The following is a 13,242-nucleotide window of genomic DNA, read 5'->3' as shown; positions in this document are numbered from 1 at the left end:
GAGGAAAATGCCGCATGAAGGAATATGTTTTACCAGCGATACGCAACATGAAAGATTTAGAAAAATTAATAAAAACAGATTATAAGATATGCGTATTATTAGATATGCATATCGGTCATTTGAAAAGTGTTATGGCATTGCTTAAAGCGAATCAAATTGAAACTTATATTCATATTGATCTAATTAAAGGGATGGCTGTCGATGAATTTGCTTGTGAGTATATAATTCAAACTTATAATCCTAAAGGGATCGTTTCTACCAAATCTAAAGTAATTCAGAAGGCTAAATCGTTAAATAAGTTAACGATTTTTAGGGTGTTTATTATAGATAGCCAAGCATTAAGTAGAAGTATCAACTTAATTAAGAAGGTTGAACCAGATTTCATTGAAGTATTACCTGGGATTGCACATAAAGTAGTTAAAATTATTGATGAAGAAACCCCTTCAAAAGTTATAGCAGGTGGTTTAATTAATGAAGAAAGTGAAATTGTTCAAGCACTTAATAGCGGGGCAAGTTACGTTACAACAAGCAATCGTTTATTATGGTAGACATCATCGTTAATAATTTTGCTGTAATTTAAAATCTTAAAAAACGATTATAACAATTTTTCAAACAATTTAAATGTGACAAATTTTTAACGAAAGTATTGACAACGCTTACAAACTTTCTGTATGATTTAAACAAGTTAATATTAGATTAAGAGACGAAGAGATTTCTGCAATGCCTTTATTAGCGCTTTTGTAGGAATCTTTTTGTCTTATAGGAGGATTCGTGATGAATGTATATTTAGCAGAATTTATTGGTACTGCTATTCTTATCCTTTTTGGTGGTGGCGTTTGTGCCAACGTCAATTTAAAGCGAAGTGCTGGACAGGATTCTGATTGGATAGTAATTGCAGCAGGTTGGGGATTAGCCGTGTCAATGGGCGCATACGCAGTTGGTAAGTTTTCAGGTGCACATTTAAATCCAGCGGTTTCAATTGCTTTAGCGATGGATGGAAGTTTTAGTTGGGCTCAAGTACCTGGCTATATTATCTGTCAAATGCTTGGAGGTATCTTTGGCGGTGTATTAGTTTGGTTAATGTATTTACCACATTGGAAGGCAACTGAAGATCAGGGTGCAAAGTTAGGCGTATTCTCTACAGCACCTGCTATTAAGAATTATTTTGCAAACTTTTTAAGTGAGATTATTGGTACAGCAATCTTATGTTTAGGTATCTTATTTATCGGTGTAAATAAAATTGCAGATGGAATGAATCCACTTATTGTTGGTGGCTTAATCGTGGCTATTGGCTTGAGCTTAGGTGGTCCGACTGGATATGCAATTAATCCAGCACGTGATTTAGGACCAAGAATCGCTCATGCTATATTACCAATTGCAGGTAAAGGTGGTTCTAATTGGGGATACGCGATAGTACCTGTATTAGGACCTATAGCTGGAGGTATGCTTGGAGCAGTTATTTATAAAGTATTTTATAAAGGTCAATTTGATTTAATTTGTGCAGTAGGTATTTTACTAGTAATAGCAACATTAGTATTAGGTTTAGTTTTAAACAAATCTAATAAATCAAATGATATTGAGTCTATTTATTAATTAATTTAATAAATATCTTAAATTAGTGGTTAATTTTTTTGGAAAAGTGCTATACATATAGTACACTTCCTTATTATTCAAAATTAAAAAATAAATGTTTTTATTCACATAGCAGAAAGGGAGAAAATTTATGGAAAAATACATCATGTCGATTGACCAAGGAACAACAAGTTCAAGAGCCATTCTATTTGATAAAGAAGGCGATATTAAAGGTGTTGCACAAAGAGAATTTAAGCAATACTTCCCTAAATCAGGTTGGGTAGAGCACGATGCTAATGAAATTTGGACTTCGGTATTAGCAGTTATGACTGAAGTATTAAATGAAAATGAAATTAACGCTGACCAAATTGAGGGTATTGGAATTACCAACCAACGTGAAACTACAGTTATTTGGGATAAAAATACTGGACGTCCAATATACCATGCAATTGTTTGGCAATCCCGTCAAACACAATCAATTTGTCATGAATTAAAGGAACAAGGTCATGAAGAAACATTCCGCAATAAAACTGGATTATTGTTAGATCCTTACTTCGCTGGTACAAAAGTTAAATGGATTCTTGATAATGTTGATGGAGCTAGAGAAAAAGCTGAAAATGGTGATTTATTATTCGGTACAATTGATACATGGCTAGTTTGGAAGTTATCTGGTGGAAAAGCACATATTACAGATTATTCAAATGCTAGTCGTACTTTAATGTATAATATTTACGATTTAAAATGGGATGATGAGCTACTTGATTTATTAAATGTACCTAAACAATTATTACCGGAAGTTAAAGAATCTAGTGAAATTTACGCTCACACTAAAGATTATCATTTCTTCGGTCAAGAGGTACCGATTTCAGGTATTGCTGGTGACCAACAAGCAGCACTATTTGGACAAGCTTGTTTCGAACGTGGAGATGTTAAAAATACTTATGGTACAGGCGGCTTTATGTTAATGAATACTGGTGAAGCCCCAGTTAAATCTGAAAGTGGGTTGTTAACTACTATTGCATACGGCTTAGACGGTAAAGTCAATTATGCACTTGAAGGTTCTATCTTTGTTTCAGGTTCAGCAATTCAATGGTTACGTGATGGATTAAGAATTATAAATTCTGCACCTCAATCAGAGAATTATGCTACACGTGTTGATTCTACAGATAATGTTTACTTCGTACCAGCATTTGTAGGATTAGGTACACCTTATTGGGATTCAGAAGCTAGAGGTGCTATATTTGGTTTAAGTCGCGGTACTGAAAAAGAACACTTTATTCGTGCGACTTTAGAATCTTTATGCTATCAAACTCGTGATGTTATGGAAGCTATGTCTAAAGACTCTAAGATTGAAGTAAACAATTTACGTGTTGACGGTGGCGCAGTTAAAAATAACTTTATCATGCAATTCCAAGCTGATATTGTAAATACTGCTGTAGAACGCCCTGAAATACAAGAAACGACAGCATTAGGTGCAGCTTATTTAGCAGGATTAGCTGTTGGTTTCTGGGATAGTAAAGATGAAATAGCAAATAGATGGCAATTAGAAACAGAATTTACACCACAGATGTCTGAAGAAGACAGAACTAAGTTGTATAAAGGTTGGAAAAAAGCAGTTGAAGCTACTCAGGTCTTTAAATTGGAAGATTAATCTCTAAACATGGCTTAGTTTATTGAAGTGTGATATGATTAAATTAAGTTAATACATCAGTCGAGATTTGAGAGACCTGTTACATACAGTTTGATTCTGTATGGATAGGTCTCTCTTTTTCGCATAAATAAAATATCGGAGGGGTATATTTATGGCTTTATCAACATTAAATAGAGAAGTAATTAAGAAAAATTTACAAAATGAAGAATACGATGTCGTTATTATAGGTGGCGGTATTACAGGTGCAGGTATTGCATTAGATGCGTCTCAACGAGGAATGAAAGTAGCTTTAGTAGAAATGCAAGATTTTGCTCAAGGTACAAGTTCTCGTTCTACTAAACTTGTTCACGGTGGTTTAAGATATTTAAAACAAGCTCAAATCAAAGTTGTAGCTGAAACGGGTAAAGAACGTGCGATTGTTTATGAAAATGGCCCTCATGTAACTACTCCTGAATGGATGTTATTACCAATGCACAAAGGCGGAACGTTTGGTAAATTCACAACTAATTTAGGTTTAACTGCTTATGATCGTTTAGCAGGCGTAAAAAAATATGAACGCAAGAAAATGTTAAGTAAAAAACAAACATTAAATAAAGAGCCATTGGTAAAAAAAGATGGACTTAAAGGTGGCGGTTATTACGTTGAATACCGTACTGATGATGCACGTTTAACAATTGAAGTTATGAAACGTGCTGAAGAAAATGGTGCAGAGATTTTAAATCATACGAAATCTACAGATTTCATTTACGATTCTAAATCAAAAGTAAGAGGTATTGAAGTTCAAGATCAACTTACTGGTGAAATGTATGAAATTAACGCTAAAAAAGTTATTAATGCAGCAGGCCCTTGGGTAGATGAAGTTCGTAAAAAAGATTATACACGTAACAATAAACAATTACGTTTAACTAAAGGTGTCCATGTAGTCATTGATCAATCTAAGTTTCCATTAAGACAAGCTGTTTATTTTGACACTGAAAAAGATGGTCGAATGATCTTTGCAATTCCACGTGAAGGTAAAGCATACGTTGGAACTACAGATACTTTCTATGATAATGACAAAACAAAACCTTTAACAACACAGGAAGATAGAGATTATCTAATTGATGCGATTAACTATATGTTCCCAGATGTTAATGTGAAAGATGAAGATATCGAATCAACTTGGGCAGGAGTTAGACCTTTAATTTTAGAAGATGGAAAAGACCCTTCTGAAATTTCACGTAAAGATGAAATTTGGGAAGGTAAATCAGGCTTATTAACAATCGCTGGTGGTAAATTAACAGGTTATCGTCATATGGCGCTTGAAATCGTAGATTTATTAGCTAAGCGCTTAAAACAAGAATATAAATTGACATTTGCTGAATGTAAAACAAAACATACACCAATTTCTGGTGGTGATGTAGGTGGTAGCGCTAACTTTGAAAGTTTCGTGGAACGCAAAGTTGAAGAAGGTAAAGCGATTGGACTTCAAGCCGATGTTGCCAAACGTTTAGCTTCTAAATATGGTTCTAACGTAGATAAACTATTTAACATCGCACAAATTGCACAAGACAAAGATTTAAATTTATCATTAGAATTGTACGTTGAGTTAGTATATAGTGTACAAAATGAAATGGTGTTTAAACCAACTGATTTCTTAATTCGTAGATCTGGTAAACTTTATTTCAATATCAATGAAGTTAAACAATATAAAGATGCAGTCGTTGAAGAACTTGCTAAATTACTAAACTATACACAAAGTCAACAAAACGAATTTACTAAAGAAATTAATATTGCAATTGAAGAAGCAACTCGTGGAAATGAACAACTTGCAGTATTAAAATAAAATTAGTATTTATGTTTTGAAATTTAACATTTTTGATTAAATTCAAATATGATACTGCTAACTAACTAGTAAATTTATTTTAAACTTCAAATTCGCAGTTAATATCTGAACTGAGAGAGCTTTAATATGAAGCTCATCTCAGTTCATTTTTTATAAAATAAAGTAATTTTATGTTATAAAGCTTTAGTTGTTAAAATGAGTCTAACAATTTGATAACATTAAGAATGAAAGGTATATTAAAAAGAATATAAGCTTTAAGGATTAAGTTATAATTTCACAAGGAGGCATATGCGTGAGTCAACAATCATTCAAAATTACCGTTGAAGACGGCACTATGATTGAAGTAAAAGTAGATAAGGCTAAGATTGCTACATTTGGTGTCGTCCATATCTTTCACGGGATGGCTGAGCATATGGATCGATATGAAGCACTTGTGCAAGCTTTAACACATCAAGGATATGATGTTATTCGACATAATCATCGAGGGCATGGTATTGATATTGATGAAAATGAAAGAGGTCATTACGATGATATGAATATCATTGCACAAGATGCATATGAAATAGCTCAAACACTTCACGGTTCAGATAACAATATTCCATATATCGTTTTGGGACATTCAATGGGCTCAATTATTGCGCGTTTATTTGTAGAGAAATATCCAGATATTGCGCAAGGTTTAATTCTCACTGGTACTGGTCAATATCCAAAATATAAAGGGATTCCAGCCATCATCGTTTTAAAATTAATAACCTTAATTTTTGGGAAGCGCAGTTGCCTAGAATGGGTAAATCAATTTGTTTATAAATCGTTTAATAAAAAGATAGACCAACCTGAAACAAGTAGTGATTGGCTATCATCTAAACGCGATGAAATTAATAAATTTGTTAAGGATGATTACACTGGTTTCTTAGTGTCAAACCAATTAATTTACCAAACCGTTAAGAATATGATACGTACAGCAAATAATAATCAACTTAAAAAAATTAATGAAGTATTACCAATGCTTCTTATTTCTGGTAAGGATGATCCATTTGGAGATTATGGGAAAGGTATACGTAAATTAGGAAAGAAATTCAAACGTGCTGGAATAAATCATATAACAGTCCAACTATATGCTAATAGAAGACATGAAATTTTATTTGAAGATGAAAAAGAAATGATTTGGAGTCATATGTTTGAATGGATCCAAAAACAAGTGTTAAAGAAAAAAATAAAGTGAGGGATAACTATTGAGTGACGTCAATAAACCGTTTTTAGTAGTTATAGTAGGTCCAACTGCATCAGGTAAAACAGAGTTAAGTATTGAACTTGCTAAACAAATTGACGGTGAAATCATTAGTGGGGATTCCATGCAAGTTTATAAACAAATGGACATTGGTACAGCTAAAGTTACTAATGAAGAGATGGATGGAATTCCTCATTATATGATTGATATTTTAAATCCAGATGACTCATTTTCTGTGTACGATTTCAAATTACGAGCTCAAGCACTAATAGAAGATATAACTTCAAGAGGAAAGATACCGATCATAGCAGGGGGAACAGGGTTATATATACAATCGTTAATATATGATTATCCTTTTGATGATGAGACAGTTTCAAAAGAAGTTGAACAGAAAACACAGTTACAATTACAAAAATTAGAACAATTAACTAATCAAGAAGTGCATGATTATTTAGCTACATTTGATCCACAATCTGCTAAAGACATACATCCAAATAATAGAAAAAGAGTGCTTAGAGCGATTGAATATTACTTAAATACAAAAAAACTTATAAGTTCTCGCAAGAAAGTACAACAATTTACAGAAAATTATGATACATTATTAATAGGGATTGAAATGTCGCGCAAAACATTATATTCAAGAATAAATAAACGTGTAGATATTATGTTTGGCCACGGATTATTTAAAGAAGTGAAGAATCTAGTAGAACAGGGTTATGAATCTACTCAAAGTATGCAAGCAATTGGTTATAAAGAGCTGGTACCTGTTGTGAATGGTGAGTCATCAATAGACCAAGCAGTTGAAACGTTAAAACAACATTCTAGACAATATGCTAAGCGACAATTGACATGGTTCAAGAATAAATTGACTGTTCAATGGTTTAATAGAGAGACAATGTCACTTCAAATGATGTTAGATGAGATTACAACCCAAATAAATAAAAGGAGTTCTAAACATGATTGCAAACCACAACATCCAAGATCAAGCACTAGAGAACTTTAAATCACAACAAACAGAAGTTACTGTTTTCTTTTTAAACGGCTTTCAAATGAAAGGTGTTATTGAAGACTTTGACAAATATGTTGTAAGTTTAGTTTCTCAAGGTAAACAACATTTGATATACAAACATGCGATCAGCACATTTACTGTTGAGACTGAAGTTTCAGATTCTGAAGAATCAGTAAATAGTCAAAAATAAGTTGTAATTAAAGTGCAACGTTGTAAGTTCTTAAGAGCGTAGACAACGGTCTTAATGAAAGTGTAACTTGTAATAAACTCATCAAATTTTAGCACTTTTGACAAATAGAGGAATGTTTGTAATATAAAAAGCTTCATTATAGAGTTGCTATTTCACTCTATAATGAAGCTTTTTATTGTATTAAAACAATATCTATAATAATTTTTCAATATCTTTTTCGATTTGTGCTGGTTTCTTTTGAGGTGAGAAACGACTTACAACGTTACCATCACTATCAACTAAGAATTTAGTGAAGTTCCATTTGATTTTTTCACTTAACATTCCTTTAGCTGCATCAGTTAAGTAGCGGAATAAAGGATGTTGATTTTCACCTTTGACATCTACTTTTTCATGGATAGGGAAAGTCACACCGTAATTAATTTTACAGTTTTGATTAGCTTCTGCACCTGAACCAGGTTCTTGGCCACCAAATTGATTACATGGAAAACCTAATATCACAAAACCTTGGTCTTTGTATTTTTCATACAATGCTTGTAAGCCTTCAAATTGTGGCGTGAAACCACATTCACTAGCAGTATTAACGATTAGCATTACTTTGCCTTTGTATTCTTCTAATTTATAATCTTCACCATTGGACTTTTGTACAACAAAATCATATATATTTTCCATAGTATCACCCTTTCAATATAAATTTAATGTAACATAATTTTAGTGGATAGTCTTTGCATAGACACTATGATAGAATATTTGAGAAATATATAAGAAGGAGATGTATAACATGACTCAGCAAATTACTCATGAAACAAAGAAAAAATTGGAAACTGCTGTATTAGTCGGTGTACATGCTCAAAATGATAACGAATTTAATTTTGATTCAACGATGGAAGAATTAAAAGCCCTATCTTTGACTTGTCAGCTAGATGTTAAAGGACAAGTTACTCAAAATAGAGAACAAGTCGATCATAAATATTACGTTGGTAAAGGTAAGATTGATGAACTTAAAGCTTTTATTGAATTCCATGATATAGACGTCGTAGTAACGAATGATGAGTTAACTACCGCTCAATCAAAAACATTAAATGATAATTTGGGCATTAAAATTATCGATAGAACACAATTGATTTTAGAAATATTTGCCTTAAGAGCTAGCAGTCGCGAAGGTAAATTACAAGTCGAATTAGCGCAATTAGATTATTTATTGCCAAGACTTCAAGGACATGGTAAGAGTTTATCAAGACTAGGTGGTGGCATAGGTACACGTGGTCCTGGTGAAACGAAGTTAGAAATGGACAGACGTCATATTCGAACACGTATGAATGAAATTAAACATCAATTAAAAACTGTAGTGGAACACAGGGAACGTTATCGTAGCAAACGTGAACAAAATCAAGTCTTTCAGATTGCACTCGTTGGTTATACGAATGCGGGGAAATCATCATGGTTTAATGTATTATCTGGCGAAGGAACCTTTGAAAAAGATTTACTCTTTGCAACATTAGATCCTAAAACACGTCAAATTCAAATAAATGAAGGATTTAATTTAATTATTTCAGATACTGTAGGTTTCATTCAAAAGTTACCAACGACCTTGATTGCCGCCTTTAAATCAACTTTAGAAGAAGCAAAAGGTGCAGATTTATTATTACATGTTGTTGACTCAAGCCATCCAGAATACCGTTCTCAATATGATACAGTAAATCAATTGATTAATGATTTAGATATGAATCAAATACCACAAGCGGTTATATTTAATAAGAAGGATCAATGTGGTGATAGTGATGATAAACCATTATCTGCGTCTCCATCCATCTTTGTCTCTAGCCGTGATGAAGAAGATAAATTAAAAGTAAAATCATTTTTAATAGATCAAGTTAAATCAACACTGAGTTTCTATGAAGAGATTGTCCCTAGTACAAACGCAGATAGACTTTATTTCTTAAAGCAGCATACACTCATTGAAGAAATGAATTTTTATGCTGAAAATGAAACTTACATCATTACTGGATATAAAAAATGATAAAAGGAAGTATATGAAAATGTCAGATATTACATCAATGGTTAAAGACGTAGAGAAGACGTTGGTACCATATTTTAAAGAAATAGAAGAAATTGCATATAGTAATCAGGAAAAAGTTCTGAATGCTTTTCATTACGTTAAAGCTACCGAGAGTGATTTAGTTGGAAGTACAGGATATGGATATGATGATTTTGGTCGGGACCATTTGGAAGAAATCTATGCACATACTTTTAAAGCTGAAGATGCTATTGTGCGCCCGCAAATCATTTCTGGTACACATGCGATTACTCTAGCACTTCAAAGTACACTTAAATACGGAGATGAACTATTATATATTACTGGAAGTCCATATGATACGTTGCTTGAAGTTATAGGGGTAAATGGAAATGGCATTGAAAGCTTGAAAGAACACGGTGTCGAATTTAAAGAAGTCCCTTTAAAAGATGGACAAATAGATATTCAGTCTTCAATTGAAGCAATATCAGAAAAGACGAAAGTAGTAGCCATTCAACGTTCAAAAGGGTATGACCAAAGACCTTCAATTACTATCGATGAAATTGAATCTGCTATCCATGATATTAAATCACAATACCCTAATGTCATTGTCTTTGTAGATAATTGTTATGGAGAATTTGTAGAGCAACGTGAACCTATTGAAGTTGGTGCAGATCTGATAGCAGGTTCACTAATCAAGAACCCAGGCGGTGGTCTAGCTAAGATTGGTGGTTATATAGCCGGACGTAAAGATTTAATCGAACGTTGTGGTTATCGATTAACAGCTCCTGGTATCGGTAAAGAGGCCGGCGCTTCTTTATATTCATTACAAGAAATGTATCAAGGATTCTTCTTAGCACCACATGTAGTTAGTCAAAGTTTGAAAGGTGCATTATTTACAAGCTTACTCCTTGAAAAAATGAAAATGAAAACAGTTCCTAATTACAATGTTAAACGTACTGATTTAATACAAACTGTCCAATTTGATACTAAAGAACAAATGATAGCATTTTGCCAAAGTATTCAACATGCTTCACCAATTAATGCTCATTTTAGTCCAGAACCAAGCTATATGCCTGGTTATGAAGATGATGTCATTATGGCAGCCGGTACTTTTGTTCAAGGGTCTTCAATTGAATTGTCTGCAGATGGACCTATTAGACCACCGTATGAAGCTTATGTACAAGGCGGATTAACATATGAACATGTTAAATTAGCTGTTACACGTGCAGTTACTTATTTAAAAGAACAAAACTTGATATAGAAAAATGTATCCCTACTTGAGTTGAGTAGGGATTTTTTGAAAAAATTTATATTTCAATATAAATTACCTGGTATAAAAGACCTTGTAATTACAATTAAATATAGCTTTTAAAATTACATGTAAGAAAACCTGACATATTTTTGTAATACGTTTTAAACTATGCTAAATTAGTATCAAGTTCAAAAGTAGAGGTGAGGTTATTAATGTCTAACGATAAAATCAGACGTAATATGGCCGTGTTCTCTATGAGTGTTGTTTGTAAATTAACAGAACTCACTGCAAGACAAATCCGCTACTATGAAACACATGAACTTGTCATGCCCGAGCGTACAGAAGGAAATAAGCGATTATTCTCGTTAAATGATTTAGAACGTCTCCTCGAAATTAAATCTTTGATTGAGAAGGGATTTAACCTTAAAGGAATTAAACAAATCATAACTAATAATCAAGGGCATTTAACATCAGATGAGCAAGAGATTAGAAAAAGAATGATTGTAGACGCAACGCAGAAACCACCTGGTGAAGCTTTGCCAATAAATCGTGGTGATTTATCACGGTTTATTAAATAAATTTTTGGAGGATTTTTACCATGCCTAAACGTACATTTAGTAAAGATGACATTCGTAAATTTGCAAAAGAAGAAAACGTAAGATATTTAAGATTACAATTCACAGATATCTTAGGTACAATCAAGAACGTTGAAGTACCAGTTAGCCAATTAGAAAAAGTATTAGACAATGAAATGATGTTTGATGGTTCATCAATCGAAGGTTTCGTACGTATCGAAGAATCTGACATGTATTTATGCCCAGATTTAGATACTTGGGTTATCTTCCCATGGACTGCCGGTCAAGGTAAAGTAGCTCGTTTAATTTGTGATGTTTATACTACTGACGGTGAACCATTTGCTGGTGACCCACGTAACAACTTAAAACGTGTATTGAAAGAAATGGAAGATATGGGCTATACAGATTTCAACTTAGGGCCTGAACCAGAGTTCTTCTTATTCAAATTAGATGAAAAAGGTGAACCAACATTAGAACTAAATGATAATGGTGGTTACTTCGATTTAGCACCAACAGATTTAGGTGAAAATTGCCGTCGTGACATCGTATTAGAACTTGAAGATATGGGATTCGATATCGAAGCAAGTCACCACGAAGTTGCTCCAGGACAACATGAAATTGATTTTAAATATGCAGATGCGATTACTGCATGTGATAACATCCAAACATTTAAATTAGTTGTTAAAACAATTGCACGTAAACATAACTTACATGCAACATTCATGCCAAAACCATTATTCGGTGTTAACGGAAGCGGAATGCACTTCAACGTATCTTTATTTAAAGGTAAAGAAAATGCATTCTTCGATCCAAATGGTGAAATGCAATTAACTGAAGAAGCTTATCATTTTACTGCAGGTATCTTAAATAATGCACGTGGATTCACAGCTGTATGTAACCCATTAGTAAACTCTTATAAACGTTTAGTTCCTGGTTACGAAGCACCTTGTTATATCGCTTGGAGTGGTAAAAACCGTTCACCATTAGTACGTGTGCCATCTTCAAGAGGATTATCAACTCGTATTGAAGTACGTTCAGTAGACCCAGCTGCTAACCCTTACATGGCATTAGCAACAATCCTACAAGCTGGTTTAGATGGTATTAAGAACAAATCTAAAGTCCCAGAACCAGTCAACCAAAATATTTATGAAATGAACCGTGAAGAACGTGAAGCTGTAGGTATCCAAGATTTACCTTCAACACTTTACACTGCATTAAAAGCTATGCGCGAAAATGACACAGTTAAAAAAGCGTTAGGTAATCACATTTACAACCAATTTATTAACTCTAAATCAATTGAATGGGATTATTACAGAACTCAAGTTTCTGAATGGGAACGCGATCAATATATGAAACAATACTAATCGCTAAGCAAAAAGGGGAAAGATTTAGGGATACAAGGAGTTAAGGCACATGCCTTAGCTTCTTTTTTATGTTTGAAAAGCTAAATTTACTTGACCATTTTTGTGAAGAAATTAAAATTGGTCAAATTTTGGTCAAGTACACTTTAAAATACATTCTTAATATACTTCTCAAAATATTCTTTAGCATCATCATTCATTGTTTGTTAAATGACTATACTTTTTAAGCTCTATAATAAATTGGACTGATGACTAAAAAACATCAGTCCAATTTTTATGTTTGAATACAAAAATAGCGCAATTACCTCTATAATTATTAGGTACCAAACAAAATAAAAAAGAAAGGTAATGCGCCTATGTGTAAGTCTATATTAAATACATTAAGAATTAAAGATAAAAATCTAAATTTTTCAGATGAAGTGACTGAGAAAAAACATAAAGGACGAATGAGCTTGTTTTACTATGCCGAACTCACTTATCAACCTACACATTGTGAAAATTGTTCAACTAAAAATGAAAATTTCTCTATAGTAAAAAATGGTAAGAAAACCTCAACGATTACTTT

At 32.9% G+C, this 13,242-nt stretch carries 12 protein-coding genes and 1 pseudogene; 12 read left to right on the top strand and 1 reads right to left on the bottom strand.

The window, feature by feature from the left end; translation table 11 throughout:
* Positions 1–14 precede the first annotated feature (14 nt).
* The 7 genes from BDW31_RS07325 (at position 15) to hfq (ending at position 7,475) form a co-directional block, all read left to right on the top strand.
* Positions 15–548 carry a glycerol-3-phosphate responsive antiterminator gene (locus tag BDW31_RS07325; RefSeq protein WP_053024915.1) on the top strand — a complete coding sequence of 178 codons (534 nt, stop codon included), beginning with the start codon at positions 15–17 and terminating at the stop codon, positions 546–548.
* 226 nt (positions 549–774) lie between these two features.
* On the top strand, positions 775–1,593 hold the full coding sequence (locus tag BDW31_RS07320; RefSeq protein ID WP_011275900.1) for an MIP/aquaporin family protein: 819 nt from the start codon (positions 775–777) through the stop codon (positions 1,591–1,593).
* Positions 1,594–1,723: 130 nt separating this feature from the next.
* Complete coding sequence (gene glpK / locus BDW31_RS07315) at positions 1,724–3,223, top strand: glycerol kinase GlpK (protein ID WP_053024916.1); 1,500 nt, start codon at positions 1,724–1,726, stop codon at positions 3,221–3,223.
* A 151-nt stretch (positions 3,224–3,374) separates the two neighbouring features.
* Positions 3,375–5,048: a glycerol-3-phosphate dehydrogenase/oxidase gene (locus BDW31_RS07310; protein ID WP_053024917.1), complete on the top strand. Its 1,674-nt coding sequence runs from the start codon at positions 3,375–3,377 to the stop codon at positions 5,046–5,048.
* Positions 5,049–5,340: 292 nt separating this feature from the next.
* Positions 5,341–6,270 carry an alpha/beta fold hydrolase gene (locus BDW31_RS07305; protein WP_053024918.1) on the top strand — a complete coding sequence of 310 codons (930 nt, stop codon included), beginning with the start codon at positions 5,341–5,343 and terminating at the stop codon, positions 6,268–6,270.
* 10 nt (positions 6,271–6,280) lie between these two features.
* Positions 6,281–7,279: a tRNA (adenosine(37)-N6)-dimethylallyltransferase MiaA gene (miaA, locus tag BDW31_RS07300; protein ID WP_053024919.1), complete on the top strand. Its 999-nt coding sequence runs from the start codon at positions 6,281–6,283 to the stop codon at positions 7,277–7,279.
* Positions 7,233–7,475 (top strand): RNA chaperone Hfq, encoded by a 243-nt coding sequence (gene hfq / locus BDW31_RS07295; RefSeq protein ID WP_053024920.1) that lies wholly within the window; start codon positions 7,233–7,235, stop codon positions 7,473–7,475. The genes miaA and hfq overlap by 47 nt, the downstream gene beginning before the upstream one ends.
* 192 nt (positions 7,476–7,667) lie before the next feature.
* Here hfq and BDW31_RS07290 read toward each other — a convergent pair whose 3' ends face one another.
* Complete coding sequence (locus tag BDW31_RS07290) at positions 7,668–8,144, bottom strand: glutathione peroxidase (protein ID WP_037551583.1); 477 nt, start codon at positions 8,142–8,144, stop codon at positions 7,668–7,670.
* Positions 8,145–8,253: 109 nt separating this feature from the next.
* On the opposite strand from BDW31_RS07290, the gene hflX reads away from it, so the two are divergent.
* The 5 genes and pseudogenes from hflX to BDW31_RS07265 form a co-directional block, all read left to right on the top strand.
* Positions 8,254–9,492, top strand: coding sequence for a GTPase HflX (gene hflX / locus BDW31_RS07285; RefSeq protein ID WP_053024921.1), 1,239 nt, complete (start codon positions 8,254–8,256; stop codon positions 9,490–9,492).
* 19 nt (positions 9,493–9,511) lie between these two features.
* Positions 9,512–10,750: a methionine gamma-lyase family protein gene (locus tag BDW31_RS07280; RefSeq protein ID WP_053024922.1), complete on the top strand. Its 1,239-nt coding sequence runs from the start codon at positions 9,512–9,514 to the stop codon at positions 10,748–10,750.
* 203 nt (positions 10,751–10,953) lie between these two features.
* Positions 10,954–11,319: a MerR family transcriptional regulator gene (locus BDW31_RS07275; RefSeq protein WP_011275891.1), complete on the top strand. Its 366-nt coding sequence runs from the start codon at positions 10,954–10,956 to the stop codon at positions 11,317–11,319.
* Between the two features lie 20 nt (positions 11,320–11,339).
* Positions 11,340–12,680 carry a type I glutamate--ammonia ligase gene (glnA, locus tag BDW31_RS07270; protein ID WP_053024923.1) on the top strand — a complete coding sequence of 447 codons (1,341 nt, stop codon included), beginning with the start codon at positions 11,340–11,342 and terminating at the stop codon, positions 12,678–12,680.
* Positions 12,681–13,033: 353 nt separating this feature from the next.
* Positions 13,034–13,242: pseudogene (locus BDW31_RS07265) on the top strand (ISL3 family transposase); the annotation flags it as partial.

The sequence above is a fragment of the Staphylococcus sp. AtHG25 genome (assembly GCF_003217445.1).
GTDB lineage: Bacteria > Bacillota > Bacilli > Staphylococcales > Staphylococcaceae > Staphylococcus > Staphylococcus haemolyticus.
This window is presented reverse-complemented; position numbering and strand designations above follow the sequence as displayed.

Excerpts from the sequence above, each read along its gene's own strand:
- BDW31_RS07325 (WP_053024915.1), top strand. The coding sequence starts at position 15 with ATGAAGGAATATGTTTTACCAGCGATACGCAACATGAAAGATTTAGAA.
- BDW31_RS07310 (WP_053024917.1), top strand. The coding sequence starts at position 3,375 with ATGGCTTTATCAACATTAAATAGAGAAGTAATTAAGAAAAATTTACAA.
- BDW31_RS07275 (WP_011275891.1), top strand. The coding sequence starts at position 10,954 with ATGTCTAACGATAAAATCAGACGTAATATGGCCGTGTTCTCTATGAGT.
- hflX (WP_053024921.1), top strand. The coding sequence starts at position 8,254 with ATGACTCAGCAAATTACTCATGAAACAAAGAAAAAATTGGAAACTGCT.
- glnA (WP_053024923.1), top strand. The coding sequence starts at position 11,340 with ATGCCTAAACGTACATTTAGTAAAGATGACATTCGTAAATTTGCAAAA.
- BDW31_RS07320 (WP_011275900.1), top strand. The coding sequence starts at position 775 with ATGAATGTATATTTAGCAGAATTTATTGGTACTGCTATTCTTATCCTT.
- hfq (WP_053024920.1), top strand. The coding sequence starts at position 7,233 with ATGATTGCAAACCACAACATCCAAGATCAAGCACTAGAGAACTTTAAA.
- glpK (WP_053024916.1), top strand. The coding sequence starts at position 1,724 with ATGGAAAAATACATCATGTCGATTGACCAAGGAACAACAAGTTCAAGA.
- BDW31_RS07290 (WP_037551583.1), bottom strand. The coding sequence starts at position 8,144 with ATGGAAAATATATATGATTTTGTTGTACAAAAGTCCAATGGTGAAGAT.
- BDW31_RS07280 (WP_053024922.1), top strand. The coding sequence starts at position 9,512 with ATGTCAGATATTACATCAATGGTTAAAGACGTAGAGAAGACGTTGGTA.